We start from the raw sequence: 24,678 nt of genomic DNA, 5'->3' as shown, positions 1-24,678 counted from the left end.
TAGTTGAAGAAAGCCAAAGTATTTTTAGAAATTACTTGACCTTTCCCCAAGGTTATAAATTATGGTGTGAATAGGAGGTGTTTATTATGAAAATTAGTGATGTAATGAGAGAAACTGGACTGACACGAAAGGCAATTTATTATTATGAAGAGATGGGGTTAATCAATCCTACTAAGGAAGAGGATAATTCTTATCGCAATTACTCAGAGGCTGAAGTAGAAAGGTTAAAGCAAGTTAAAGCATTGAGATTGCTTGATGTTTCATTACAGAAAATCAAAAACATCTTTGACACACCAATGTCATTTAATAATGTTATGGTAGAGCAATTGGAAAAAATCAAAGAAAAGATTAACGTATTAAATGAAACCGAAAAAGTCATTAAGTCTTTGTTAGAGAATGACAATTCTACGTCAAATACCAAGAATTTAGATAGGCTAAATTACTATTTAGATTTGAATGCCAAATCCACAAAAGATTATATGAAAAAGGAATTAGAAAGAATTTTCCCTTCAGGATTTGGAAAATTAGTTGCAGTGATGTATGGAGCGTTCCTTGATGAACCTATTGATACCAAGGAGAAAGAACAGGTTTGGAAAAAATTCGTAAACACGCTTGACGAAACTGAAAGCATTCAATTTCCAGATGAAATCAATGAGATTTTAAATCATCTATACGAACAGATTTCGCGAGAGGGAATAGAACAATTCGAGATTCGAAGTAAAAATATCGTCAATAATGTTAACACATTCAATGATAATCTTACTGAAGATGAAAAGGAAGAAATTAAAAGACGAATTCAAGAAGCACAAAATCAGGAAGGATATACTGAGATGTACGAAATGAGTAAGAAATTATTTATGTATATCAAGGAAAATCCTAATATACTACCAGAAGACTTTTCTGAATATCTGAAAGTCTTAAGTAGCAAATATAATGATTTTAGTGAAAACTTTTTAAAGACTTTTAAATCAAAGTACGCAATAGGAAAAACGTTTGGTCCAAATTGATATCTTTTAAAGGGCGATGCATATTTTAAAAAAGTGTCGCCCGTTTTCTTATTCAACTAACACCCCTTAGTTCAAAAATATCTAACAACTATTTACAAATAAAAACAAAAAAAGGAGTATAATATTCAGGATCAATTTCCAATTCTTCGAGGGTTATAATTCTGTTAAAGTTAGAGGATTTTTAGGGGGATAGAAAAATGAACGAAATAGAACATTGGTACGATACAGAATACGATGAGTGGAAAAGGCTGGAACGTCATAAAATTGAATTTGACATTACTAAACGGTATCTAGATGAATTTATAAAAGGCGATAATTTGCAAATCTTTGATATTGGTGGTGGTCCAGGTAGGTATGCGATGTATTTGGCAGAGAAAGGGCACAAGGTTACTTTGCTTGATTTATCGAATAGAAATATTGAAATTGCAAAAAGAAAATCGTATGAAAGAGGTATTATCTTAGAGAATTATATATACGGTAATGCATTGAAATTGGATAAATTTGAACAACAATACGATGTAATCCTTCTTATGGGACCGTTGTACCATTTAATCAAGGAATCCGAAAGGAGAAAAGCAGTTGAAGGAGCTTTAAAATTATTAAAACCAAATGGAATGATCATTACATCATTTATTTCTAACTATGCTCCAATACAAGATAATTTATTGCACTTATTTCCAATTGAATCAGTTGGCGGATTACTTGGCTATTTAAACAATGGAGAAAATAAAGACAGGGAAGGTTTTACAACCGCTTATTTTATTGACTCAAAAGAAGCAAGAGCTTTTATGAAAAGCTTTGGTTTGAAAGAAATAATATTTGCAGGTATTGAAAATATTCTGGGTTGTAAGGAAAACGAGATTAATAAATTAGAGGAAATTGAATACAGAAAGTGGTTAGAAATGGGTTATTACCTAAGTACAGATGAAAATTTAATGGGTACAAGCCAACATTTTTTGTATATAGGACGTAAATAAAATATTTGAAGGAATGTTCTTGAGCTATCGGGTACATATTGTGGAACAATAGGTTGCTGCGGCAACCTTATTTTTTATTGAACTAAGGATCAGAATAGTTGAAGAATGATTTTGCAATTAATGCAATATATATATTGAATTATGCAATATATATGTTACGATGATTTTGAGGAGGGGATTACATCATTTGGAAAATAAAATTAAGATTGCTCGTATTCAAGTAAATTTAACACAGCAACAACTTGCAGAAAAGATAGGTGTCACTCGCCAAACAATTAGTTTAATTGAAAAAGGAAAATATAATCCAACCTTAAAGTTGTGTCTTGATATTTGTTATACAGTTAATAAAACATTAGATGAAATATTTTGGATAGAAAAGGAGAGTGATGAAAAATGAAAAAAATTAAAGATGAACGTTTAATTTTGAAAAATTTAAAAAACATCCGCATCGCGTATATTATTCAAACAGTTGGTATTCTTGGAATTTTAGGATATGACTTAGTTACAAAAGGGTTAGATGGCATGAGAGAAAATACATTATGGCTTGTATTCATGATAACAACTGTTATTTCATCATATTTATCAATGAGTATTAGTGCAGACCATGAAAGTAATGCAAAATCCCCGAGAAAGAGCCTTAGTATTTCGCTGTTTGTATTAGTAATTATTTCTGCTGTTGTCGGATTGTTTGTAGCATTTACTGATGGATTTACTTTAATTGATGGGGTAATTATGGGTGGAATATTATTTATTTGTGGTCTTGTGCCAGTAATTTATATTTATTATTTACGAACAAAACGACAAGATGAAAATTCCGATGAATAAAAGGAAGATTTTTCACTAACGGGGGCTTTCCTTCAATAAGGGGAGAGCTTTTTTCTGTTGTTCCACTAACGGTTCAGGAGTGAGAGAAGAAGGTAATCAGGAGTTAAATAGAGAAAGAAACATAAAATAAAATAATTTAGGATAAAAAGAATGGCTCAAGATAAGATTATTTTAGTAGTTAGTGTATCAATATTCAGAGATGATGAAGTGTTAATAATTAGAGAAAATAAACCAACTGCTATTGATAAATGGAACTTTCCGAGTGGACACATTGAATATGGTGAAGACATTCATCATTCAGCTTGTAGAAAAGTTAAAGAGGAAACAGGATTTGATGTGAAGCTTAATAGCACAACTGGTATATATAGTTTTATCAGTAGCATAAAACATCAAGTTATTTTATTTCATTTTACTGGTGAGGTTACTGCTGGTTCATTGAAAAGTGACGGGTAGCTTTAATAAAATAGAGATGGATTAAGGAGGAGTTGAAATGGATAATAGTAAGGAAATTTGCTCCATATTTTAACGCAAATCTCCAGGGAGAAACAATACAAGGGCAACAGGAATCATATGGAGCGACTCACTTTACAAGAAAAATTGGGATATACGACGTTGTGAAGGATAGGACTGTTAAATGGAAATGCCCTGATTGTGGAGGAGAATGGGATAGAAAGTAATTGTTCTCAATACGAACATTTTATAATGCTTTACATTTACTACACATCAACTTGTTATATCTTGTTATATACAAATCAAGGCTCTGGCTAATAATGATTGTCCTTTCATCAGAAAAACCTTTGGAAGATGCAGTTCCAAAAAGCTTTTGCCTTAATAATTCAATTGTCTCTTCAAGCTCTTGTATTGACATTAAATCTAAAAGTATAATATTACTCTCCAAAAATATCAAAATTTTTACAGCACCATTTTAACCCATCAATTTAGTAAATGCTTGTCAATGATATAAAGGTGGTTTGAGCTGAAAAAGTAGGAAAATCAAAGAATTTTAAATCATTGAACTTAAAGCATTTGATTTGGTGTAGAAAAGTAAATTCTTGTTTTTGTTTGATAATTTCGATTTGATTGGTGACTTTTTGTTATGTAAAGGTCTATTACTCGCTGTTGTTTTTTTATAAGCATCACTTCAACAAATACAAGAATTTAATAAAAAGGAGGATGTTAAAATTGGTCATCCAATCAAATATGTCTTCAGAAGCAATTATTGAGGTTTGGGAAGTTACAGTAGATATTTTCAAAAAATATAATGTCCCAATTATGAAACAAACTTTGGAAACATTAGTTAGAAACCAACATCTTTCCTTTCTTCTTCAAGAATTAAATTATGCTGTTGGAAGTTCTTCGGAAACTTGCATTGAAGGTGGCTGACAAATGCCAACTAAAAAGGGGTAGGTTACTCCTTAATCAAATTCTTTATTCAAGTAACGAAGCAGGTTAATTCAAGAAGGGGATTGGAATTTTTATGGTGAATTAGTAGCTTGAGTGAGAGGAGTATTTGAATGGAATTTATTATAACAATTGGCGTTATTGCGATAGTTATTACATGCTTTTCGATTGAAGTGAAGCTAAGAAAAACAAGTGAGCAAAATAAAGAAATAATTGAATTACTAAAACAGTTAAAAGAAAAATAATAGATTTCCACTTTAACTAAAGGGTGCGTTTCTGTAATAAAAAGGAACGCTTCTTCACTAACAGTCAGGTTAGTGGAAGAAGGAATATTCCTTATACATAAAGATCATTTATGTATAACCACAAATAATACCTTACGTCCAATTTCAAACAATAAAAAAAGCCCATTTTTTGATAACGGGTTTCCGTTTCCTATCACAAAACTGGAATTTACACTTGAATTTGTATGTCAAAATGTATATTTATTTGAGGCTGGGACATAACTAGCTTCAAATAGTAAGAAAGGTGAATTTGAGCTTACTCAAATTCACCTTTATCTATTTTGGGGTGTTAATTCTTCTATTACCTTAGTTGTTGGCAGTGAATTTTCTTAAATTCACTGCCATTAACGCTAGGCCCATTTCGTTTTCTACTTTCGATTTTCCTCGTACAGAAAACCGAGAGAAGCGCAAATTAGCCTTCAAGAATCCAAAAACTGGTTCCACATCGATTTTGCGTTTTCGATAGATGGCACTCGTTTTCTCTTCTGAAAGCTTCTCTCTTACATATTCTTTTTGCTGTTCCCATTTTTCATTCACCATTAGTTTTCGATTGTTTCCTTCTTTTGCTTTTGTACATGATGAACGGAACGGGCATCCTGAACAGTCTTCGCACTCATAGATTTTGAACTTCCGTTGGAAGTCTGTACGGTCATTACGTATAGAATAATATTGAAATTTAAGAAGTTTCTGATTGGGACATGTATATGTATCTGTTTCTTCATTATACTGCCAATTGTCGGGATTAAATGTGTTTTGTTTATACTTTTTCTTTTGTTCTTTCAAATACATGTTATACGTAATAAGTGCTTCTCGTTTTCTGTTCGAAAGGATATCATTATAGTTTTGTTCACTACCATAACCTGCATCTGCGACAATGTGTTTCGGTAACTCGAAATAATGCTGCTCGATCTCATCTAGAAATGGAATTAACGTACGTGTATCTGTTGGGTTTGAAAATAAACTATAGGCAAGCGCGTATTGACCTTCCGTTGCGATTTGTACATTGTAACCTGCCTTCAATTGTCCGTTTTGCATATAATCATCTTTCATTCGCATAAATGTCGCATCCGGATCTGTTTTAGAATAGCTATTACGTGTGCCAAATATTTCAAAGTCTTGTTGGTATTTCTGTTTTCGTAAGACAAAATCAATCAACTGTTTACGCACTTGTTTCGGGTATTTACGTTCACTTCTTAAGGCTTTTCGTTCTAGAACGTCTGTCGATACTTCAATTTGTTTATCATACTCGGTTACGACATCGTCCACTTTTTTAACCAATTGAGCGATCTCTTCCAATGATAACTGTTCATCGCTTTCACATTTAATTTCAGGTATGATTTCGTTCTCAAGTAGTTCATTGTATAGCTGATTTGACTTTTCAATTAAACTTTGATGATATTTCTCAACCGATTTCTTCCAGACAAACGTAAATTTATTCGCATTCGCTTCAATCTTTGTGCCATCGATAAAAACCGCTTCTTGATCGATAAGTTTTTCTTCAATCAATTGGCAACGGAATTGGACGAAACATTGGCGGATTAAATCTTTCACTTCTGATTGAACACGGAATCGGTTTATTGTGCGGTAGCTTGGTTCATGTCCTTGAGCCAGCCACATCATACGGATACTATCTTTTAATAAGGCTTCAATTTTACGCCCTGAAAAGACAGATTGTGTGTAGGCACATAAGATAATTTTAAGCATCATGCGTGGATGATAGGCTGGGCAACCCTCATTTCGAAGAAATGGTTCGAACGCTTCATGAGGGATACTTTCAACTAAATGATGGACATGGTAGGCAATATCATTATTTTGTAATTTTACTTCTAAATCTAAAGGCAAAACTAATTGATTCATGATATAATTTTTGAACATAAGGACCCTTCTTTCGGATGAAATTTGGTGTGGTAACTTTATTTTATCAGAAGTGGCCCTTATTTTTATTGGAAAATAATCAAAGCCGGTGAAATTTTACTTATCGTAAAATTCCACCGGCTTTTTCATCTCAGAGGTGGGTTTTGTCCCAGCCTCTTTTTGTTTGGTTAAATTACATTTCAATTACCTTTACACACGTATGCTTTTTAACAATTTTTATTTTTTTCTTTTTAGAAATCCACTGCACATTAAGTTATATGCAGTAAGTTACTGTAAAAAAATATATGATAACCTTATTTCACAAGGGCTTATTCGAACTTTTCGGTAAATCCGAAGAGTTGAAACTGTAAGTAATTCTTACAAGTTCAAAACAAACAGATGGAACGTTTTTTTGGTTCTTAGCTAATTAATTAGAGGACATAATTGTATATTATTTTGCACATTAAAATGCGAGTATATTTGTAAGGCACTGGCTGTTGTACCCTTGCATTTTCATATGCAAATTGGGCTACAAATTAATAAGAATTAATTACGGAAATCGCTTTATATCAATAAAAAATGTCCAACAAATTGGCATACAATTTGCTGGACATTTTAGGGTGCATTTTATGATGTTTGCGACAGTTAACGGAACCCGTTAATTTTTTGAGCACTTTTTTTACTTTTCTTTTACCGAATTCTTTTTATCCTTTGTTTCCATTGTTGCCGCAGCAATCAACAAGCATACAATAGCTGAGCTAATCCCTATTACCCCTTGATGCAGAAAATTCGAGAAAATTATATTTAAAACACTGGATAAAATAATCAAAAAGAATGTGATTTTTTTTAATCTCATATAATCTCCCCATTCCTAATTTATCTTATGCCGAAATTTTAGCATTATTTAACAAAAAAAAGAAGCGATTTTTTTAAAATCGTAACAGAGTTTGTGAAATATTATACTTAAAGTAACGGGGGCGATACTTCAATAATGAAGGTCACCTTTTTTTCTTATTCAAGTAACGGGGCAGGTTAATTCAATAAGGATTTAATAAATTAAAAAAGTGGTGATGGTATTGATGCTAAAATCAGAGCTAAAAGCAATAGATTTTGATACAGTTTTAAAACATGATGACTTAAATAATCTTATTGAAAGAATGTTGGATAATATAGGCTCAATTGACCCTGAGTTGAGAGATACACTGATTTTTAATACATATGGGAAATTGATTGTGGAGGACTATTTAACTGACAATCAAATGGAACATATAATCGAAGTATGCCGAAAAAATTTGTTTTTGGGTATTGAAGAAAGGGAAAGTGATTTAGTCTTTACTCGTTCTTTCTCCGCTTTGGTTATTGGACTAATCCTACAAAAAGATAGGCAAAGACCATTTCTACCAGAGGAGATTGTTTTAAAGACAATCGAGGGAAGTATTAAGTATTTAAATCTTGAAAAAGATGTTCGTGGCTATGTGGAAGGAAAAGGGTGGGCACATAGTATTGCACACGGAGCTGATTTATTAGCTGAGGCTGTCAGACATCCCAGTTTTAATAATGGTTTATTTTTTGAATGTCTTGAAGTAATTAAACTATGTTTATTTAAAGAGACAACAACTAAAACACCTTTTGTTGATGATGAGGAAGAAAGACTAATATTTGTATTGGAAGCACTTATTGGCAAAGGTATTACACAAAATGAATTGGGAAATTGGATTTTAGAAGTCTCAGATACTCTTCAGGATTTAAAAAGGAAAGAAGGATATAGTTTGAATTTTTTCTGGAAGAAGTCAAATGTTATAACTTTCTTGAGAGGATTATATTTCCGACTGTTGCATAAAGGTGAGTATTCAGAGTTGAGAAAAAGTATTACGGATATTTTGCAACAATGGCATAACCAATTATATAGTCCAAGTGAGTGAAAAATAGTTTTTGCTTATTCAAGTAACGGGTGCATTAATAAACTTCTTCATTGGATTTACGCTTTATTGAAGAGAAAAGAAGAGTTCCTTGATTTAGGTTAATTACCGGTTTTGTGAAACAGAGAAAAATCCTTCCAAAGGGGTTTTGGAGGGTTATTTGGCATGGCCAAAAATAGTATAACATAAGGGAAATGTAATTTTTAGAGAAAGATATTGACATCCTATTAGCTGGTTTTGTTATATAACCATTAAGTGATTTTAGGACTAAGTTATTCCATTAAAGGGCGCCTTTCTTGAACATGAAGGCGTCCTTCCTTTATTGGACCATTTAATCATTATCTTTATTATGGTAAAATTTATCGTAGTAGCAGGTATCTTTAGCCTTTTAGAATGAAATTGAAAGAGGAGGATTCATGATATGTCGCAAACCATTATTCCTAGAGTTGCTATACGTGGAACAGCTTCTGGAGTTATCTTCATGGCATTTTTTGGTACTCTGTGGTCAGGAATTGGAATAAGGGGACTGCAGGGTTGGGGATTTCTCTGGCTGTTGATCTTTTCCTTGTTGATTGGCGTTATACTGCTTATTGGAGGAATCGTATTGATAGTGAAGTCAAAAAGGTTATCAAACGAGATGGGGGAAGGGGATTTCCATCGTTGGAAACGAAAGAATAGGTGGTTCGGCATTATTTTTGGTTTAGAGGGTGTGTTTATTGCTGCCGACGCCGCAATTTGTGGGTCTACAAATCACTTGGATTTGTTTGTCCCTGTGATGGCTCTTATTGTGGGTGCACATTTCCTTCCTCTAGCATACCTTTTTCAGGTCAAGATCTATTATATATCGGGTTCACTCCTTTGTTTGCTTTCGGCAATCACACTGCTTACTTTACCTGTAATAGTAAACACGGAGAAGCATCAATTTATGGTATGGTGGACATCTGTCGGTTTTGGCTCAGCCCTGATATTGTGGGGGACCGGAGTGGCAGTTTGGCTTAAAGGACATAGACTTCTGAACAGGGCTGGGGATGGATCCAAAGAAGCTGAGATATCTTTCAGATTTTAACGTAGTCTTTTAGTAAAAGAAATAACTACCCTAAAGGTTATGTAAAATAGACAGACAAAGCAACGGGCTTTTCTTATTAGCAAACGGACGCATTACTTGAACAGCCGGGCTACTTAGCCTGCTGTTTTTTTCTTCAACAAAAGGGGCAGTCTAGTTCCATAAGCAGGAAGATTGTTCACCCTTGTTGAACTTTGATTAATGTGAATATCTATGAGAAGTCCTTTAATGAATTATGAAGGAGTGCTATCAATGACTGAATCGATAGACGAGTTAATAAAAAAGCTAAACTCAAAAAGCGTATTACCAGATAGTTTTCTGAGAAGAAACAGCATTTATTATCGATTTTTTTCTTATATAAATAATTCTATTGGTCTTTATATAGCCAATAATAACAAAGGTACTGCACTGTTTATTAATAGAGCATATAAGGAATTGTTAGTTTTAAAAAAGGAGAATAGTTTAAAAGAGGATAGTCTAGAATATTTCAATATCTGTTGTGCTTATATGCTAAAAGTTTCTGACTACTTATTAGGTGTAGAAAATAAAAATGATTTTATTTATGAGTTACTTGCAGAATTAAATTTTGAAAAGTTACTGAACTAACGGGGGCGATCGTATTATAAGGTTAACCAGTTTTTACTGGTTGACCTTTTTTTAATAGAATCTATTATATCAGTAGCCAGGGTAGGACGTACGGGTGCGTGGGGCATTGATCCCGTCAACTAAACTGTCCGCCCCCTACTTGTAGAAACATGTTTGAGGCTGGTTGGGACGTAGATCTCGTATAACAAGCGAAGCTATGACACTACATGGAGGTCTAAGGGTACTGGTTAGTAATTGGTGGAGGAGAGGACGATGAATCCAGTAGTTGGTCTGGATGTAGCAAAGGGAGAAAGCCAAGTTCAGGCGTTTTTAGATAAATCAAAACCGTATGGAAAAAGCTTTTCAATGAGGCATACAAGTGAAGACTTAGATCACTTTATAGGCTTTTTAAAAGAGATTGAAGAGGTGACCGGGCAAATGCCTATGGTCATATTAGAATCTACGGGGCATTATCATTCGCCTGTTGTTCAATACATGGAGGAACACGGGATTCTATATATCTTACTAAATCCTATTATTTCTTATCAGGCAAAAAAGTCTAGTTTACGTAAGGTAAAAACAGACGCAATCGATGCGTATCAGTTGTGTGTACTTTATTACAAAGAAGATTTTGAACCTCATAGAAATAGAGGGATTCAACTCTTGAACCTTCGGAATTTGTCAAGTCAACAGGAGATTGTAACAAATATGTATGTGGAAGCTAAACTTCATTTTCACACCATTTTAGATCAAGTGTTTCCTGAATACCGGAAAGTTTTTGGAGATCTATATTCAAAGGTTTCTTTATTGATGTTAAAGGAATATCCCACTTCTGAGTCCATATTAACAGCTGGAGAAAGTAAATTGGTAGGGAGTGTTATGGAGTTCTGTCCTAGCCGATCTGGGCAATGGGCAAGGGAAAAAGCAAAAAAAATAATGGACTCCGCATCTCGAAATCCATTTAAAAAAGTCGTGTATGAAAGTCACTTAATTAATCTGCGTATGTATATTGAGCTGCTTTTTCATTACCAAGGTCATCTTTCTGATTTGGAAGATCGTATCGTGACCTTGGCAAATGAAGTGGAAGAATACAAGATCATCCAATCGATTCCGGGAATCGGAGAAAAAATCGCTGCAACGATTATCTCTGAGATTGGTGAAATCGATCGGTTTAATCATCCTAAAAAACTCGTTGCCTTCGCTGGAGTGGATCCAAGTGTTCACTCATCGGGCAAGTTTACGGCAACAATCAATCGAATTACCAAAAGGGGTTCAAGTAGACTACGCCATTCCCTGTATCTTGCCGTTTTATGTGGCATAAGGAGTTCAAGAAACAAAAAGCTTAAAGAATTCTATGATAAGAAAAAATCAGAAGGAAAGCCTGCTAAAGTGGCAATCGTTGCCTGCATTAATAAACTTCTTCATTGGATTTACGCTTTATTGAAGAGAAAAGAAGAGTTCCTTGATTTAGGTTAATTACCGGTTTTGTGAAACAGAGAAAAATCCTTCCAAAGGGGTTTTGGAGGGTTATTTGGCATGGCCAAAAATAGTATAACATAAGGGAAATGTAATTTTTAGAGAAAGATATTGACATCCTATTAGCTGGTTTAGTTGAAGATTCAGCTGCCATTTTGGTGGCTTTTTTCCTTCTTGAACTAAAGGATCAGGTTACTTAAAGAAGAGATACGTTAAAAAAGGGAAAAATAGGGTTTTTATTGAATATTTAGTTAAGCCATTGAGGGGTGATATTTGATGGGGAGGGAAATTCAGTGACTATTGTTATTACAGTAATTTGTGGCATCTTAGGAATTATAGGTTTCATTGCATATAATGCCTTTTTTCATTACAGTGAAAAGTACGAAAAGGGAATATCTAAGAAAAACAGTAATAAATAGTTGAAGCTGCTTCGGCGGCTTTTTTGCTTATTCCACAAACGGTCAGGTTACTTCAATAAGAAATGTATCTTTTCATTGAAGAATAATGTATTAAATTGTGTTGATTTAAAACTAATTTATGGTTTGGTTACATTTATTTGTCTTAACTCCAAAAAAGTAGGTGATTCTATGGAGAACATCGTGTGGATTAATGGTAGTTATGAAGAAGATAATCGTATTTTTGATTCGAAAAGACAAGCGGAGGAATGGACAGATGCGTTACTTCCCGATTTCGGTCCGTATTTAATCAGAAAGATGAATGTTGGATATGCAACTCCTGATGAAAGGGAAATCAATTATTTAGAATACTTTTTACCTAAATGGGCTTCTTATAACAATGTAAAGATTAGTATCCATAGAGAGAAAACAATCATAGATGGTCAAGACATATATAAAATTTGGACACAACAAGTTTAAACAAGAATGTGAAGGATTGTACTTAAACGAACGGGGGCTTTACTTCAAGAGGAGTGGAGCTTTTTAGACAAAAAAATCGTAATATTAAAAATAATAAGTAATTAAACTTTAACACTAAATGATAACTATATTTAAAAAATTGGGGGAAGAAAATGGAGAAAAAAAATGCTGTATTGGAATTATTATTTAATCGTGATAAGTTATCTGGAACCAAGTTTGTACTTGGAGTTTTATCTGTATTATCTTTCTACATATTGAAGACTTTCATTACCAAAGAGGTTGTTATCTTCTTAATTATTCAAGTATTGTTATTGATTTTGCTGTTATTCTTTTTAGCAAAGATTTTTCTCTACAACAGGAAAAATAATAAAATTGTTTTTAGTGATATTTTACTATTGATTGGTACGATAATTTTATTAATTTATAATACATTTTTGTCATAATAATATTAAGCGAACGGGTGCATTACTGGATTAACAGTAATACACTTTTCTTCTTCAAGTAACGGGACAGTTTAGTTAAATAAAGGTTCATATTTTGATTTAGTTATTTCAGTTATCATTAAAAGGAGAAAGGGGGAGTTTGTTGTGTTCCCAGTATTAAAAACGGAACGATTGATATTAAGGGAGCTAACAGAGTATGATGCTAAAGTGATTTTTTCAATCTTATCTAATCCACAAGTAACACGTTTTTATGGAAAGGAAACTTTCAAAAAGATTGAAGAAGCAAACGAATTCATTAATTATTTTAAACAGAAATTCAATGAAAAAAGAGGATTTCGGTGGTGCATTGAAATTAAAGATTCCGAGCAACTTGTTGGAACAGTAGGTTTAGATGCTTGGGTTCCTAAACAAAGGCGAGCTGAAATAGGTTATGAATTACACCCTGAGTTTTGGAATAATGGTTATGCTACCGAGGCAGTTTCAAAGATCATTTCTTTTGGATTTGATTCACTTGAATTAATTCGTATAGGTGCAATAGTGTTTCCTGAAAACGAACCATCTAATAAATTATTACAAAAGATTGGGTTTCAAAAAGAAGGCATTTTAAGGAATTATATATATCAAGATGGAGTATCAAATGATACATATGTTTACTCTATAATAAATAAGGATTATAAACAAAGTTATTAAGTTAACGGGGGCTTGAGTTGAAGAAGAGTTTGCAGCAGCAAGCTCTTTTTTTCTTATTGTAGTAACGGTCAGTTTAGTTGAAGAAAAAACAAATAATGCGTATTTGACTCAAAATGTGACTTAAAAAGAGTGGAAAAGTAAATATTCCACTCTGTATAATTACTTATCTTTTTAACGGACGTTCAAGTGTTAAAATTTCATCTTCAAGAGAAGAAAATTGCTGTTCAACTACATGTCGAACATCTAAAACAGCGGAGTTATAAAAGTGAGGTGCAAGCTTCTCCTTAACGAAATCTAATACTCTTTCCGCAGCAAATTCAGTAATTTCTTCATCTCTTTCTTGAGAAAAGAAATATTGGATGTCAGAAATCATTAATTCTTGTTGCTCTTTTTTTAGTTTAAAAAACATTTGAGACACTCCTTTAGAAAGTTATTACTCAGTAACTATACATCTGAAATTTAGGAAATTACAGACTGTATTCTTAAGAAAATATATGTACAAGAATGTCTCATCCGTTTCTAAATTTGAGTTTTAAAAAAATATTGTTATTGCGCAGTTCGATGATATTGTGAAGAAATGTACTTAAGCTAACGAGGGCGTTACTTTAAAAAGGGGTAAAGCCTTTTTCTTATTCAAGTAACGTAGCAGTTTTGTGGAGAACAATGTAAGAAGGAGGGAGAACAAATTTGAAACGAGAAGGAATAGTAAAATAGTTTAAGGAAGAAAAAGGATATGGACGTATTATGCTTGACAGAGAAGATGGAAATCATGTCTTTATATATTTTAGCCAAATTAAACCTGATAAAGTAAGGTTTCTAAATGGTTTCCGATACCTTAAACAAGGGCAAAAGGTATTGTTAGACTTAGTTGAAAATCCAGGATCACTTAACCAAAATAAGGTTGCGGAGAATGTAACTATTATTTCTGACTAATAACTATTTAAAGCTACGAAAGGGGGCTTTAATTACAAATGGGTGGCATTATAGATAAAGAAAAGCTGATTGAATTATTGCTGGATGAAAAGATTGACGATGCTACCCGTGATGACTGTGCTATATATCTTGCTGAATTCATTTATGTTATGCTATTATTTCAAATATTATATATTTAATAATAAGGATGTGCTTCTCAAGTGGAAGTCAGAATTAAGAGAACCAAATTGGATGAAGTCGAAAAATTGTTAGTAATTCAAAAAGAAGTTTTTGCTGAAGATTATGCATTATACGAGGACCACGACTCTACCCCCGTAAATGAAACGGCTGAGAAATTAAGGGAAAACATTGAACGTTTTTTTCATTACACAATATGGTTGGGCAACGATATTATTGGGGCAATAGATATTCGACCATTGGATGATAGTCGATTGAGATTAAGCAAGTTATTCTTAGGAACTAAATTTCAAAATAAAGGACTTGGAAGTAAGTTAATCAAATTAATAGAGTCGGAATTTCCTTTGATAAAAGATTGGAGTTTATATACTCCATATTTAAACAAAAAAAATCACCACTTTTATGAGAAATTAGGTTACATAAAAATAGGTGAAGTACAAATTACGGAAAAACTTCAGTTATTTAAATATGGAAAAAAATTATAGGGTATTTATGAAGATCCGGCTGCCAATTCAGGCAGCCTTTTTTAGCTAAACAGTCAGATTAGTGGAATAAGGAATGAAGAAAAAAGGAATAAATTGAACTTATCTCGAACTATTAGTTGAAAAGAATTTATTTATTGTTAGCAAGTCCAAAAGTGATAAGCAAGTGGGTGCAATATTGAAATTTAAAGTAAAAAATTCTTTGAAAAATGTCTTTATTGTTGGTTGTAGTATTACAACTTTGGTTAGCTTCTTTATTTTTATTGTGCTTAAAGAACTCCAAAAAGAAATGTCATAAAAAGTATGTACAGAGGTTAAATTGGTGGATATCAGTAGCATATCATACTGGTGGAATCACCGTGCAAAATGGCTGGTTCCGTGTTTTGGGTTCTGGTCATACTTCTTTAACCCGCACTATTAGCTCTTGGAACAAATTTGCTAACTTAAAAGATATGTTACTAATCGCCGACGACAATATCGGAGGATTTTTCGCTTTAAATGGCGGCTTTCTCCCATTTGATATAGGCAGAATATTTTACCTAGCACCAGATGCATTAGAATGGGAATCCCTTGAAATGTTGTATTAAGAGCTCCTACACTGGGCCATTACAGGAGATTTAACTCAATTCTATGAACCTTTTCTTTGGAATTGCTGGGCTGAAGATATATTAAGTGCAAATGGAGACAAGGGGTTTTCATTTTATCCCTTTCCTAGGGCCGAGGAATCTAGAGATATTGATAATTGTTCAAAAAAATTGTCCCTATTGAAGAAATTCGGGAAATTACAATCGATTTTCAAAAGAAATTGATTAGAAATCATTAATGGTGTTATTCAGCAAACGGGTAGCTTGTATTGGCTGCGGCAATCCCGTTCCTGATTGTGCTAACGGACAGCAGTTTAATAAGAAATGTGTCATATTCTGTAAATTATTATGTTAAAATTGATTTATCAGATTTTGAACCCAACAGTGTAGTTTAATTGTAGAAGTAATTTTTGAATTTAAAAAGTAACTAGGACATAAAGTAGGGGGATCAATTGATTAATCGGACTAGAATATTTATAAGTTCTGCATATGAAGATGATTTAAAGAGTCCAAGAAAAATTATAAAAGATCACTTGGAAAGTAGTGGACATGAAGTTCCTATATTTGAAACTGGTGTCTTTGGACCGTGGGAAACTGATACACTTGAACAATGTCTTGATGAAGTTAGGTCAAGTGAAGTTCTGATTTTATTTATCAACAAAAAATTTGGTGCTAGCCCTATTTTAATGGAGGGAATATAACTGCTACATATCGAGAATACCAAACAGCACTAAAAGAAAATAAGCACATATTAGTTTTTGTTTCACCAGATATAAAAAGGAACTTCGATATTATACACCCTCGTTTAAAATCGTTATATCATGCCTTCTTGAATGACAACCATCGAATACCAAATTCACCATACGATCCATTCCAAGAATGGATAGAGAAAAATGCAGACGAAATGGCAAAGCCTATATTATCAAAAGCAGCCCCTTTTGTTTGGGCTTTCTTATTTGATATTTATAGAAACAGAGAATGGCTTTATGAATTTGATTTTTCTGACACCCCAGGTAATGCTAAAATAATCTCCCAAATAAGTACATCTTTTCGTTCAGTTGTAAGTTTAAACGCAGAAAAAGGTCGGATCAGTCTGTTAAAAAAACAAGCTTATTATTTATTGAGTTATGCAGATTATACTTTAGTTTTACTCAATGAAAAGAATCTAATTATGGAGAACTATTTTTAAACCCAAGAATATTATGAGAAAAGTTGGTCAAATTTTTTAGAAAAAGGAATCGAATTCCTTAGACAACAAAGTGATATAATTCAAGCACCTAATTTTAATCCAATGAAAGTAAATACAATAACTGATTGTTTCGCAGCTTCAATTTATTTTTATAATGAGAAAAAAGATAAACTTCTGTCGCTAGTAGGTACAACAGGCAACATTACTGCTCCTCAATTTTTTTCATGAATGAAAACGACATATTTGTAGTAGATGCTTTTACTAAAGAGGAAAGAATTATTGCATTTAGAGAAGAAAAACAAACTAATTACCTAACAGAAGCCCGTTGGTGATTTCGTATTTTGTTTACATTTTTCACTTGATAAAAGATGGACAAGAGAAAATGTTACGGCTTACGTAGAAGAAATAGAAAATGCTATAGTAAAGGAAAGAGAAAATGAGTATTTATTTGAATACTTTAAATTAATGATAGGAGGGAAATCATGAGAAAAGAATCTGTTAATTATAAAAGTGAAGGTTCTGTAGTTGTAAAAAGATCCCCCTCAAATACTGGAAAAAAATCAAGTTATGCTAGAAAAGATAATAAATCTATAGGAAAATGGGTTATAAGAGATGCGATGACGGGAGCATTTCGAAAGTCAATGACAGATAACATTAATTCTATAGGTAGACTTCTTAGTGAATCCGAAAAGATTATGCCACGTCCTCAAAACAATTAGAAATAAACAATGTTCAATAAAAAAGAGCATCCTTCATTAGAAAAGGGTGCTTTTGTTGTATCAAGCATTTTTAGTAAATTATATTCCATAAAAAATCAAATTCTGTTTTTAAACAAGGTAATTGGACGATAGAAATTACTTTGCATAAGTTAAATCACGACATTATTAAAGTATCGGGTAGCGTTTCTGAAATAAGCAGGAACGTTTTTTCACTACGGGACAGGTTAGTATAATAAGGTTTTTGAGATTTAGTGGGTAAATCATTTTAAAAAAGGGGGCGAGCTTTTTAGTGACCTGAGAAAATGGATGCTTGTAATACAAATTTTGTTTGTCATCTTAATCTTACTGCATTTGATAAGGCTGGAAACAAACTTTATTATTATGGGCACCTAAAAGGCACAAACGTATTTAAACCCGAAGATTTAAAATGGCATAATGATATCTTTTTGATTACAGGAAGAGCATTATGCTATTTTCATAACGGGGTCAATAGTTGAAGATCCTGCTGCCATTGGTGGCTTTTTTTCTTACTAAAGGAGCAGTTTAGTGAAAGAAGGAATAATCTGATTAAAAGAAGAATTAAAAGATTAATGATTCGGATTTGGAGGATTAGTATGAAAACTATGAATAGATTTTTTTTAATGTTAGTGGGTTTTGTTGTAATTTTCTTCATAGTTATGACATGGTTTTATCCTTTTTCATTTTTCAGTATTCATAAAAGTTATACATATTCGGGTGACCCTGTTGTTGTTAAAGAGTATGTTCAGGATTTAAAAAAATTTAAAAAATCAAATGACTTGTTTGTAAAAGATAATTTAACAACTAACCGAGTACAATATATTCTCCATATGTATGAACAAAACTGGCTTTTAAGTAAAAAGTCAACAAATATAGGAAACCAAGAACTTGATTCCATTTTATTTGAAGTGAAACAAGCAAGACAAAATTTGCTAGATTTAGCTTTCAGAGAAACATATCATCAAAATCAAACAAAGGATTATTTAAGAACAGTTATTGAAGATTCTTTTGCAATTGAGGAATTAATTTACGATATTAAAGAGGCTAAGGCTGATTCAAGAAGTACACTTAATACGAAATTTCACAATCTTCATATGATTTTTATTAATGACTTTAATTTATTTGTTACTTTCTATGGAATATCTCAAAATGGGTAAGCGTTTTTCGGTTAAAATATTCATATTCTTATTAAGCTACCATGTAAGAACGTAATCCTTCTTATATTTTCTGTGGTGAAGCTCCGATTCATGGATGGCTAACGGGTTGCGTTAGTTAAAGAAGAGATTGTATATATTTGGCAAAATTGTTATACTGTTCATAATTAGCGGAGGAAAATGAAGTTATTGGAATCTCTTATGATTATTTCATTTAACCTTGGTAATGATTTTGATAATAGTAGGAATGAGTGGTTTGTTTGAGATTTAATGGAAATATAGTTATAGTTTTTGGTTTTATATGTTACATAGTTGTGAGAGTAATAATACTGGCATTAAAACAGAAACATAAAAAGTCATTGGTTTGGTTTAAGGAATTGATAAGGTTACTGTTTGTTTTATACATACTGATGGTTATTTCAGTGACCTTGTTCCCTTTAGACATAGGAGTTCCTCACGAAAAATTCACTTATAGGTTTTTAAACTTCATTCCTCTTATCTCGATAGTAGGAGATGTTAATCAAGTAGGAACAGCTTATAGCGGAGACTCATTATTTATGATTAAATTAATAGTGAAAAATGTAGGAGGCAATATTTTAATGCTTATGCCTTTGGGATTTTTTATGCCTATATTATGGGGAAAGTTCGAAAGGCTTGAAAATACGATAATGATAGGATTCCTTGTTTCTTTAAGTGTTGAATGTTTACAGTTTTTAGAACTGCTATTAGGGTTAGGAATGACACGTACAGTAGATATTGACGATGTTATATGTAATGTGTTAGGTACTTTCTTGGGCTATTTCATTTATAAACTAATAATTACATTATTGGGCAAGAGAAAAAAAGCATCTAAACTAACAAGTTATCTTTATAGTTAATTAAAGAATGTTCTTGAACAATAGGGTGGGTATGTTAAAAATGGGATGGCTGCGGCGATCTTTTTTCTTTTTCAACAAACGTCTCAGTATAGTTGAACAAGTGAACACTCATATTTGAACCATACTCTTGCAAATTAAAGGTACTATTCTTTTGCGTACAGAACTACTTAAGGTAATAATTTCCTTGAATTTGAGTTTACAATATAAAATTTTTAAAGGGGTGATTAATATATGGGATTAAATATTGGGGATATTATTTTTCAATTAATTACAATTCTTATTCCTATTTTTTTAATAGTTTTTATAATTGCGTTCGCTCGTTCTTTAAAGAAGAGAAAAGAACATCTAAAACGTATTGAAGATAAATTGGATAAGGTAATTGAACTATATGAAGAAAAAAATAATAATAGTATATTCTAATTGACTAAAGAGGGCTTGATTTCAAAAAGGGTTGCTACCGGCGATCCTTTTTCTTTTTCAATGGACAGGTTTGTTCAATAAAAATAAATTTTTAAACATGAAGTCGCGGTAAAATTTGTATATCACTTACGGAGGTGGAACGTATTTGAAAAAAAGAAATTTAACGTTTTTTTTATGTTTCTATTTATTTTCATTATTCATTATTGGCGGATGTAGTAAACCACCAGAGCAAGATATAGGTGAAGCTGTATCTAATTCAGAGGATTTTTATAAAAAATCAAAAGGTATTGATTGCGTAGGAGCATTTGATGGAGAAACTGAAAAGCTTAGACTTATATTTGAAGAGCAACCAACAGATGAACGATCATCTAAGTTAATTAAGGGGATGTTAAAAACTATCGAAAAGTATACAAACAATACGGACACTTGGGACTATTACAATGCCAAATTAGAATTGGCAAATAAGAGTACTGTTAAATTTGAAGGTATTAAAGAAGCAGGGAAAAAATTGATTGTTAGGTCTAAATGAAATTTATTACCTTTCCTTATTCAACAAACGGGGGCGTTTCTGCAATAAGCAGGAGCGCTTTTTCACTAACGAAGCAGTTGAACAAGAATATATAATGGGATTAGAAAAAACAAAGTAAAGGAGAAGTTCTAATGGTCAAACTAAAATATTTTGAACGTACAGATTTCAAACAGCTTATTGATTGGATTGATACACCTCAGTTTTTACTTCAATGGGGAGGACCTGCTTTCTCATATCCCTTAACTGAAAATCAGTTAGAAAAATACATTGAGAATGCCAATAATGATAACTCTGTTACTTTGGTTTATAAAGTAATAAGTAATGAAACTGGAGATGTAATTGGTCATATTTCTTTGGGGAAAATTGATAGAATAAACAAATCTGCACGAGTAGGAAAAGTATTAGTTAGTGATAAAAATGTCAGAGGTAAAGGAATAGGTAAACTCTTGATGAAAGAAATCCTCAAAGTGGCATTTGATGAACTTAATTTACATAGAGTTAGTCTTGGAGTGTTTGATTTCAATGTATCTGCAATAGCTTGTTATGAAAAGGTGGGTTTTATCAAAGAGGGATTACTAAGGGACTCAAGAAAAAATGATGATGAATATTGGAACTTGTGGGAAATGAGTATTTTAGAAAATGAATGGTTAGAAACAAGAAATTTTTAGTGTTTCTTGTTGAACTATCGGGTAGCAATAGTTGAAGAGCCAGCTGCACATTTTGGTGGCTTTTTTTCTTCACAAACTAAAGATTCGGAATAGTTTAAAAATGATATGTTAATAAAATGGCGGATATATATTATTATCCTTATTCAGATATAAAATTAGGTGATTTTTTGAAAGTGAAAAATGGAGAATATAGATTGATGATAAATGGTATCTACCATTGGATAAAGGTTGAGGGACAAGAAAATAATACGATACCTTTATTTATTATTCACGGGGGTCCAGGAGGAAATTTATACTTTTTTGAAAGAACAATTGGTCCTTTACTCTCTAAAGAAAGAACAATTATTTATTATGAACAACGCGGCTGCGGAAGAAGTGGTAGCCCGGGTACCGATAATGCATATACTTTTAAAGAGTTGATAGGTGATTTTAAGGAATTACAAGAAAGGACTGGTTTTGATAAAGTAGATTTGCTTGGATATTCATTTGGTGGAGAATTAGCACTTGAAATTGCCCACGCTCTTCCAAATAAAATCAATAAAATTATACTATCAAGCCCTAGCTTAATAGGGTTAAAAATTCAATACTTAATACAATTAGTAGGTTTTATGTCAATTGGTGATACTACTTTAGTCCATAAAGTGGAACAAATCCTTAGCCAACAAAATTCTATTGAGGAGAAATACTTGGAAATATGGAAATCTGTTGATTCAGAATCAGTAGATCGTTTATTTTTTGAGAATCAAAATATTGCAAAAGAATATCGCCGCTTAACTGAAGAAAGTGGTTTGGTTAATACAGGGCTAATGCTAAAGGCATTACAAAATAATCCTCCCAAAATACCTTTATTCGAACGTCTAAAGGATATACATCAATCTATATTAATAATTACAGGAGCACAGGATAGAAATTCAGGATTAGCGATTTCTAACCTAATTCATAGAAACCTAATAAATAGTAAGCTTATTTTATTTAACAAGAGTGCTCATTTTCCTTATTTAGAGGAGACAGATAATTTTATTGAAAAATTATCTGCTTTTTTAGAATAACTTTAAGAACAAAAAATGATATTGAGCTAACAGGGGGCGATACTTAAACAAAGGGTATCGCCTTTTCTTTGGGCAAATTATTCTTGGATATTTACGTTTTCAGTGAGGATAGAACATTTTCTTTTAAAAGGCTGTTTTCGTAATGTTTGTTGTTTTTCAACAAAGGTAAATTATGGATTATTATAGAATAAAGTAACAAACAAATCATATAAGGAGTGATTGTATTTATGGAATATGTTTTTGCTTTATTCGTTATTTCAATAATTGGTATTGTTTTTTACCGAATGATAAAAAGGCAATCAAAACCTTCTAATAGATATACACCATTTGATGACATTACTTCGGGTATTAAAGTCGATAGTAAGCAAGATAGTCCGGTACAGGATACAAAACATCAAATTGAATACGAGGAGAGAGAAAATACTAACAAGACCGTTTAATGCGGTCTATTATTATGCTCTTCTAAGCATTTCAACTGTGGTGTTATGTGATTTTTGACACGCTGAAATTCGAAGGTTTCATCACTTTCATTGATACCTTGAAGTTGGTTGAAATCAAACGAGCATAATGCGTTCAATATCTTATGTCTCCAATGGAAATTGGCTATTCAATATTATCTACTTGCTTAATAATAATATTTAACAACAGTATTAAACCTACCACAGCTGCTGCAGGATATAATAATAGCCACGGAAAATGGACCATATCAAATATACTCTGACCGATCATACCACCCCATTCACTAGATTTTGATAGGAACTTATTGTCATCGCCGATAATTCCTCCCCTCGCTTTTCCTCCAATGAAAATTTGAAAGACACCAAGATGAGTTAATAAAATGATGGTAGTAATTGTCTGCTGTATAAAAACAATATAAAACCGCATTTTGAAAACAGGGAGTATTTGTCTTATTGCAATATGAAATTTACTTGCCCCTAATAATCGTGACACTATAACATAGTCCTTGTTTAATAATTGCTCGAATTCCTTCATTAAAAGTGACATTAAAGGTGGGGCTCCGATTAAAACTATAACAAGCATCTGATAAAATATCAGAAAGAATTCTCCGTGAGTCATAATGATTATTTCCTCTTCTCTTGCTAATAACATAAATAGCAGAAAGGCTGGAACATACAGAAAAGGAGTTAAAAATGATTCAATATAAGGCTTTATAGGCTTTAAAAAAAATAAAATTAAAAAACTAAAAACAGTCCCGATCAACATTCTGAGAAAAGTGACGCCAATTGAAATGAGGAATGTATATTTAAAACCTATTACTAATTTTGTTAATAGGTCATTTCCATTTTTGTCTGTTCCTAATGGATGCTTAAGAGATGATGGAAATGGCGGTTTTACAATCTTACCTTCCGCAGTGTAAATTAACCTTTCAGGTTCAATTGTTTTATTTATTCCAAATTCAAATACAAAACTAGCTATTAATAAAAGAAGTAAAAAAACGAAAATGACATATAAAATCAATTTAGACTGTTTTTTCCTAGTCATTAAATACTCTCCTTTCATATGCTTTGAAAGAAGTAGCTTTCATTAACCCAAATGGAATTAATATCATTATAATTGCGATGGATGATAAACTGTTATCACTAGATCTATATAAAAGAAGTGTAAATCCTTGCATTTGAAAGAGGTATTCAATAATAAATAATGATGATAACATATACCAATAGATCAAGCCGATATGGCTATATAAGGATTTGATAACATTTCGAATAACATGTTTTACTAACACATTCGATCGGGATAACCCTTTAGCAAAAGCAAACTCCACATATTGTTCCTCGATTTCTTCTTCGAAAATCTTTATCATGATTTTGATGACCATCACAATTGGAACAAAGCTTAAGCAGATGATTGGAAGAAGATAAACTTTACTTCCAATTCCATATAGTTGGAACATTTTAAAGCCTGTTAGTTGATATAGGCGGATGACGAATAATTGGCTGACAAGAATGATGATGATATCAGGTATAGAATCCAACACTAATAAAAGCCCTTTGAAAGCCCTTTGAAAATATTTAGAAAAGAAAAAGAATACATATGAAAAAAAGAACGACATAAGGATTGTGATAAGTAAGGCGGAAAATAAAACCACCATCGTGTAGAAATATGAATCTATAATATAGGGAAATACGTCATATTGTTTATTCAAGTAAACAATTTTGGAATCATAAAAAGAGAATAAATGGGAAAATGTAGTAATAACTGTCTTACCAAACTGAATCGGATAAAATCCAAAACCTTGTGAAGTATAACTTCCATTATCCATAAAATAAACTAACGAGCGAAGAGAAGCTATACTGCTCGCACTTAATAGGAGTAAAAATGTTTTAATCAATACCTTAAATATGTTAGTAGATAACCGTTTTAATAACCCTTTTCTCATCATAACCCCACTTTCCATTGAATCATTCCAAAGTGTAAAATATGTAAATATCATTCATGTTCCTATTAAATTATATCA

The 24,678-nt window shown here is 32.1% G+C and carries 34 protein-coding genes and 2 pseudogenes; 29 read left to right on the top strand and 7 right to left on the bottom strand.

Annotation, left to right across the window (positions count from 1 at the left end):
- The first annotated feature begins 86 nt into the window (after positions 1-86).
- The 6 genes from RCG20_RS01315 to RCG20_RS01290 all read left to right on the top strand — a co-directional run bounded on the left by RCG20_RS01315 (position 87) and on the right by RCG20_RS01290 (position 3,486).
- A complete protein-coding gene (locus RCG20_RS01315; RefSeq protein ID WP_308182441.1) occupies positions 87-1,007 on the top strand; it encodes a MerR family transcriptional regulator in 921 nt (306 codons plus the stop codon).
- Positions 1,008-1,204: 197 nt separating this feature from the next.
- Positions 1,205-1,984, top strand: a complete 780-nt coding sequence (locus RCG20_RS01310; RefSeq protein ID WP_308182440.1) for a class I SAM-dependent methyltransferase — start codon at positions 1,205-1,207, stop codon at positions 1,982-1,984.
- 187 nt (positions 1,985-2,171) lie between these two features.
- Complete coding sequence (locus RCG20_RS01305) at positions 2,172-2,381, top strand: helix-turn-helix transcriptional regulator (RefSeq protein WP_308182439.1); 210 nt, start codon at positions 2,172-2,174, stop codon at positions 2,379-2,381.
- Positions 2,378-2,809 carry a hypothetical protein gene (locus RCG20_RS01300; RefSeq protein WP_308182438.1) on the top strand — a complete coding sequence of 144 codons (432 nt, stop codon included), beginning with the start codon at positions 2,378-2,380 and terminating at the stop codon, positions 2,807-2,809. The genes RCG20_RS01305 and RCG20_RS01300 overlap by 4 nt, the downstream gene beginning before the upstream one ends.
- 150 nt (positions 2,810-2,959) lie before the next feature.
- Positions 2,960-3,262, top strand: coding sequence for an NUDIX hydrolase (locus tag RCG20_RS01295; RefSeq protein ID WP_308182437.1), 303 nt, complete (start codon positions 2,960-2,962; stop codon positions 3,260-3,262).
- 32 nt (positions 3,263-3,294) lie between these two features.
- Positions 3,295-3,486, top strand: a complete 192-nt coding sequence (locus tag RCG20_RS01290) for a hypothetical protein (protein WP_308182436.1) — start codon at positions 3,295-3,297, stop codon at positions 3,484-3,486.
- A 20-nt stretch (positions 3,487-3,506) separates the two neighbouring features.
- Here RCG20_RS01290 and RCG20_RS21705 read toward each other — a convergent pair whose 3' ends face one another.
- Positions 3,507-3,677, bottom strand: coding sequence for a Spo0E family sporulation regulatory protein-aspartic acid phosphatase (locus RCG20_RS21705; protein ID WP_374120502.1), 171 nt, complete (start codon positions 3,675-3,677; stop codon positions 3,507-3,509).
- A 314-nt stretch (positions 3,678-3,991) separates the two neighbouring features.
- Between RCG20_RS21705 and RCG20_RS01285 the strand changes: the two genes are divergently transcribed.
- Together RCG20_RS01285 and RCG20_RS01280 are read left to right on the top strand one after the other, a co-directional pair.
- Positions 3,992-4,192: a hypothetical protein gene (locus RCG20_RS01285; protein ID WP_374120501.1), complete on the top strand. Its 201-nt coding sequence runs from the start codon at positions 3,992-3,994 to the stop codon at positions 4,190-4,192.
- Positions 4,193-4,323: 131 nt separating this feature from the next.
- Positions 4,324-4,455, top strand: coding sequence for a hypothetical protein (locus RCG20_RS01280; RefSeq protein ID WP_281352374.1), 132 nt, complete (start codon positions 4,324-4,326; stop codon positions 4,453-4,455).
- A gap of 345 nt (positions 4,456-4,800) precedes the next feature.
- Here the strand turns inward: RCG20_RS01280 and RCG20_RS01275 are convergent, their stop codons facing one another.
- Both RCG20_RS01275 and RCG20_RS01270 read right to left on the bottom strand, forming a co-directional pair.
- On the bottom strand, positions 4,801-6,369 hold the full coding sequence (locus RCG20_RS01275; RefSeq protein ID WP_308180416.1) for an IS1182 family transposase: 1,569 nt from the start codon (positions 6,367-6,369) through the stop codon (positions 4,801-4,803).
- A 658-nt stretch (positions 6,370-7,027) separates the two neighbouring features.
- Complete coding sequence (locus tag RCG20_RS01270; RefSeq protein ID WP_308182434.1) at positions 7,028-7,204, bottom strand: hypothetical protein; 177 nt, start codon at positions 7,202-7,204, stop codon at positions 7,028-7,030.
- 223 nt (positions 7,205-7,427) lie between these two features.
- On the opposite strand from RCG20_RS01270, the gene RCG20_RS01265 reads away from it, so the two are divergent.
- The 7 genes from RCG20_RS01265 to RCG20_RS01235 all read left to right on the top strand — a co-directional run bounded on the left by RCG20_RS01265 (position 7,428) and on the right by RCG20_RS01235 (position 13,399).
- Positions 7,428-8,270: a DUF2785 domain-containing protein gene (locus RCG20_RS01265; RefSeq protein ID WP_308184262.1), complete on the top strand. Its 843-nt coding sequence runs from the start codon at positions 7,428-7,430 to the stop codon at positions 8,268-8,270.
- A gap of 418 nt (positions 8,271-8,688) precedes the next feature.
- Positions 8,689-9,333, top strand: a complete 645-nt coding sequence (locus RCG20_RS01260) for a DUF7010 family protein (RefSeq protein ID WP_308182433.1) — start codon at positions 8,689-8,691, stop codon at positions 9,331-9,333.
- A 249-nt stretch (positions 9,334-9,582) separates the two neighbouring features.
- Positions 9,583-9,936, top strand: coding sequence for a hypothetical protein (locus RCG20_RS01255; protein WP_308182432.1), 354 nt, complete (start codon positions 9,583-9,585; stop codon positions 9,934-9,936).
- A gap of 252 nt (positions 9,937-10,188) precedes the next feature.
- On the top strand, positions 10,189-11,391 hold the full coding sequence (locus RCG20_RS01250) for an IS110 family RNA-guided transposase (protein WP_308182431.1): 1,203 nt from the start codon (positions 10,189-10,191) through the stop codon (positions 11,389-11,391).
- Positions 11,392-11,978: 587 nt separating this feature from the next.
- The gene (locus RCG20_RS01245; RefSeq protein WP_308182430.1) at positions 11,979-12,266 is read left to right on the top strand and encodes a hypothetical protein; all 288 of its coding nucleotides are present in this window, start codon (positions 11,979-11,981) and stop codon (positions 12,264-12,266) included.
- A gap of 152 nt (positions 12,267-12,418) precedes the next feature.
- Positions 12,419-12,709 carry a hypothetical protein gene (locus tag RCG20_RS01240; protein WP_308182429.1) on the top strand — a complete coding sequence of 97 codons (291 nt, stop codon included), beginning with the start codon at positions 12,419-12,421 and terminating at the stop codon, positions 12,707-12,709.
- Positions 12,710-12,853: 144 nt separating this feature from the next.
- Positions 12,854-13,399, top strand: coding sequence for a GNAT family N-acetyltransferase (locus tag RCG20_RS01235; protein ID WP_308182428.1), 546 nt, complete (start codon positions 12,854-12,856; stop codon positions 13,397-13,399).
- A gap of 163 nt (positions 13,400-13,562) precedes the next feature.
- Here RCG20_RS01235 and RCG20_RS01230 read toward each other — a convergent pair whose 3' ends face one another.
- On the bottom strand, positions 13,563-13,808 hold the full coding sequence (locus RCG20_RS01230) for a DUF2164 domain-containing protein (protein ID WP_308182427.1): 246 nt from the start codon (positions 13,806-13,808) through the stop codon (positions 13,563-13,565).
- A gap of 335 nt (positions 13,809-14,143) precedes the next feature.
- Here RCG20_RS01230 and RCG20_RS01225 point away from each other — a divergent pair, with 335 nt between their 5' ends.
- From RCG20_RS01225 to RCG20_RS01160, 14 genes and pseudogenes are all read left to right on the top strand, one after another.
- Positions 14,144-14,332, top strand: coding sequence for a S1 domain-containing protein (locus RCG20_RS01225; RefSeq protein WP_308182426.1), 189 nt, complete (start codon positions 14,144-14,146; stop codon positions 14,330-14,332).
- A 38-nt stretch (positions 14,333-14,370) separates the two neighbouring features.
- The gene (locus RCG20_RS01220; RefSeq protein ID WP_308182425.1) at positions 14,371-14,511 is read left to right on the top strand and encodes a hypothetical protein; all 141 of its coding nucleotides are present in this window, start codon (positions 14,371-14,373) and stop codon (positions 14,509-14,511) included.
- A 48-nt stretch (positions 14,512-14,559) separates the two neighbouring features.
- On the top strand, positions 14,560-14,994 hold the full coding sequence (locus RCG20_RS01215) for a GNAT family N-acetyltransferase (RefSeq protein WP_308182424.1): 435 nt from the start codon (positions 14,560-14,562) through the stop codon (positions 14,992-14,994).
- A gap of 206 nt (positions 14,995-15,200) precedes the next feature.
- Positions 15,201-15,800 (top strand): annotated as a pseudogene (locus RCG20_RS01210) (DUF2625 family protein).
- Positions 15,801-16,027: 227 nt separating this feature from the next.
- Positions 16,028-16,276 carry a DUF4062 domain-containing protein gene (locus RCG20_RS01205; RefSeq protein ID WP_308182423.1) on the top strand — a complete coding sequence of 83 codons (249 nt, stop codon included), beginning with the start codon at positions 16,028-16,030 and terminating at the stop codon, positions 16,274-16,276.
- Positions 16,277-16,479: 203 nt separating this feature from the next.
- Positions 16,480-16,764: a hypothetical protein gene (locus tag RCG20_RS01200; RefSeq protein ID WP_308182422.1), complete on the top strand. Its 285-nt coding sequence runs from the start codon at positions 16,480-16,482 to the stop codon at positions 16,762-16,764.
- Between the two features lie 482 nt (positions 16,765-17,246).
- On the top strand, positions 17,247-17,483 hold the full coding sequence (locus tag RCG20_RS01195) for a hypothetical protein (RefSeq protein WP_308182421.1): 237 nt from the start codon (positions 17,247-17,249) through the stop codon (positions 17,481-17,483).
- Between the two features lie 614 nt (positions 17,484-18,097).
- On the top strand, positions 18,098-18,658 hold the full coding sequence (locus RCG20_RS01190; RefSeq protein WP_308182419.1) for a hypothetical protein: 561 nt from the start codon (positions 18,098-18,100) through the stop codon (positions 18,656-18,658).
- Between the two features lie 257 nt (positions 18,659-18,915).
- Positions 18,916-19,533 carry a VanZ family protein gene (locus RCG20_RS01185; protein ID WP_308182418.1) on the top strand — a complete coding sequence of 206 codons (618 nt, stop codon included), beginning with the start codon at positions 18,916-18,918 and terminating at the stop codon, positions 19,531-19,533.
- Between the two features lie 231 nt (positions 19,534-19,764).
- Positions 19,765-19,953, top strand: a complete 189-nt coding sequence (locus RCG20_RS01180) for a DUF4083 family protein (RefSeq protein WP_308182417.1) — start codon at positions 19,765-19,767, stop codon at positions 19,951-19,953.
- A 145-nt stretch (positions 19,954-20,098) separates the two neighbouring features.
- Positions 20,099-20,482, top strand: a complete 384-nt coding sequence (locus RCG20_RS01175; RefSeq protein WP_308182416.1) for an IolE/MocC family protein — start codon at positions 20,099-20,101, stop codon at positions 20,480-20,482.
- A 131-nt stretch (positions 20,483-20,613) separates the two neighbouring features.
- Complete coding sequence (locus RCG20_RS01170) at positions 20,614-21,150, top strand: GNAT family N-acetyltransferase (RefSeq protein WP_308182415.1); 537 nt, start codon at positions 20,614-20,616, stop codon at positions 21,148-21,150.
- A 173-nt stretch (positions 21,151-21,323) separates the two neighbouring features.
- Positions 21,324-22,199: an alpha/beta fold hydrolase gene (locus RCG20_RS01165; protein ID WP_308182414.1), complete on the top strand. Its 876-nt coding sequence runs from the start codon at positions 21,324-21,326 to the stop codon at positions 22,197-22,199.
- Positions 22,200-22,426: 227 nt separating this feature from the next.
- The gene (locus tag RCG20_RS01160) at positions 22,427-22,639 is read left to right on the top strand and encodes a DUF3951 domain-containing protein (protein WP_308182413.1); all 213 of its coding nucleotides are present in this window, start codon (positions 22,427-22,429) and stop codon (positions 22,637-22,639) included.
- 53 nt (positions 22,640-22,692) lie between these two features.
- Here RCG20_RS01160 and RCG20_RS01155 read toward each other — a convergent pair.
- The 3 genes and pseudogenes from RCG20_RS01155 to RCG20_RS01145 form a co-directional block, all read right to left on the bottom strand.
- Positions 22,693-22,797: pseudogene (locus RCG20_RS01155) on the bottom strand (IS1595 family transposase); the annotation flags it as partial.
- A 5-nt stretch (positions 22,798-22,802) separates the two neighbouring features.
- Positions 22,803-23,702: a hypothetical protein gene (locus RCG20_RS01150; RefSeq protein WP_308182412.1), complete on the bottom strand. Its 900-nt coding sequence runs from the start codon at positions 23,700-23,702 to the stop codon at positions 22,803-22,805.
- Positions 23,695-24,654, bottom strand: a complete 960-nt coding sequence (locus RCG20_RS01145; RefSeq protein ID WP_308182411.1) for an ABC transporter permease subunit — start codon at positions 24,652-24,654, stop codon at positions 23,695-23,697. The genes RCG20_RS01150 and RCG20_RS01145 overlap by 8 nt, the downstream gene beginning before the upstream one ends.
- Positions 24,655-24,678: the final 24 nt, after the last annotated feature.

Origin of the sequence: Neobacillus sp. PS3-40 (assembly GCF_030915485.1) — a bacterium.
Lineage (GTDB): Bacteria > Bacillota > Bacilli > Bacillales > Cytobacillaceae > JAUZPL01.
The sequence above is the reverse complement of the archived record's forward strand: the minus strand, read 5'-3'. Positions and strand labels throughout refer to the sequence as shown.

Excerpts from the sequence above, each read along its gene's own strand:
- RCG20_RS01315 (WP_308182441.1), top strand. The coding sequence starts at position 87 with ATGAAAATTAGTGATGTAATGAGAGAAACTGGACTGACACGAAAGGCA.
- RCG20_RS01310 (WP_308182440.1), top strand. The coding sequence starts at position 1,205 with ATGAACGAAATAGAACATTGGTACGATACAGAATACGATGAGTGGAAA.
- RCG20_RS01300 (WP_308182438.1), top strand. The coding sequence starts at position 2,378 with ATGAAAAAAATTAAAGATGAACGTTTAATTTTGAAAAATTTAAAAAAC.
- RCG20_RS01295 (WP_308182437.1), top strand. The coding sequence starts at position 2,960 with ATGGCTCAAGATAAGATTATTTTAGTAGTTAGTGTATCAATATTCAGA.
- RCG20_RS21705 (WP_374120502.1), bottom strand. The coding sequence starts at position 3,677 with ATGTCAATACAAGAGCTTGAAGAGACAATTGAATTATTAAGGCAAAAG.
- RCG20_RS01280 (WP_281352374.1), top strand. The coding sequence starts at position 4,324 with ATGGAATTTATTATAACAATTGGCGTTATTGCGATAGTTATTACATGC.
- RCG20_RS01275 (WP_308180416.1), bottom strand. The coding sequence starts at position 6,369 with ATGTTCAAAAATTATATCATGAATCAATTAGTTTTGCCTTTAGATTTA.
- RCG20_RS01270 (WP_308182434.1), bottom strand. The coding sequence starts at position 7,204 with ATGAGATTAAAAAAAATCACATTCTTTTTGATTATTTTATCCAGTGTT.
- RCG20_RS01265 (WP_308184262.1), top strand. The coding sequence starts at position 7,428 with ATGCTAAAATCAGAGCTAAAAGCAATAGATTTTGATACAGTTTTAAAA.
- RCG20_RS01260 (WP_308182433.1), top strand. The coding sequence starts at position 8,689 with ATGTCGCAAACCATTATTCCTAGAGTTGCTATACGTGGAACAGCTTCT.
- RCG20_RS01255 (WP_308182432.1), top strand. The coding sequence starts at position 9,583 with ATGACTGAATCGATAGACGAGTTAATAAAAAAGCTAAACTCAAAAAGC.
- RCG20_RS01250 (WP_308182431.1), top strand. The coding sequence starts at position 10,189 with ATGAATCCAGTAGTTGGTCTGGATGTAGCAAAGGGAGAAAGCCAAGTT.
- RCG20_RS01245 (WP_308182430.1), top strand. The coding sequence starts at position 11,979 with ATGGAGAACATCGTGTGGATTAATGGTAGTTATGAAGAAGATAATCGT.
- RCG20_RS01240 (WP_308182429.1), top strand. The coding sequence starts at position 12,419 with ATGGAGAAAAAAAATGCTGTATTGGAATTATTATTTAATCGTGATAAG.
- RCG20_RS01230 (WP_308182427.1), bottom strand. The coding sequence starts at position 13,808 with ATGTTTTTTAAACTAAAAAAAGAGCAACAAGAATTAATGATTTCTGAC.
- RCG20_RS01225 (WP_308182426.1), top strand. The coding sequence starts at position 14,144 with ATGCTTGACAGAGAAGATGGAAATCATGTCTTTATATATTTTAGCCAA.
- RCG20_RS01220 (WP_308182425.1), top strand. The coding sequence starts at position 14,371 with ATGGGTGGCATTATAGATAAAGAAAAGCTGATTGAATTATTGCTGGAT.
- RCG20_RS01200 (WP_308182422.1), top strand. The coding sequence starts at position 16,480 with ATGGCAAAGCCTATATTATCAAAAGCAGCCCCTTTTGTTTGGGCTTTC.
- RCG20_RS01195 (WP_308182421.1), top strand. The coding sequence starts at position 17,247 with ATGAGAAAAGAATCTGTTAATTATAAAAGTGAAGGTTCTGTAGTTGTA.
- RCG20_RS01190 (WP_308182419.1), top strand. The coding sequence starts at position 18,098 with ATGAAAACTATGAATAGATTTTTTTTAATGTTAGTGGGTTTTGTTGTA.
- RCG20_RS01180 (WP_308182417.1), top strand. The coding sequence starts at position 19,765 with ATGGGATTAAATATTGGGGATATTATTTTTCAATTAATTACAATTCTT.
- RCG20_RS01170 (WP_308182415.1), top strand. The coding sequence starts at position 20,614 with ATGGTCAAACTAAAATATTTTGAACGTACAGATTTCAAACAGCTTATT.
- RCG20_RS01160 (WP_308182413.1), top strand. The coding sequence starts at position 22,427 with ATGGAATATGTTTTTGCTTTATTCGTTATTTCAATAATTGGTATTGTT.
- RCG20_RS01150 (WP_308182412.1), bottom strand. The coding sequence starts at position 23,702 with ATGACTAGGAAAAAACAGTCTAAATTGATTTTATATGTCATTTTCGTT.
- RCG20_RS01145 (WP_308182411.1), bottom strand. The coding sequence starts at position 24,654 with ATGATATTTACATATTTTACACTTTGGAATGATTCAATGGAAAGTGGG.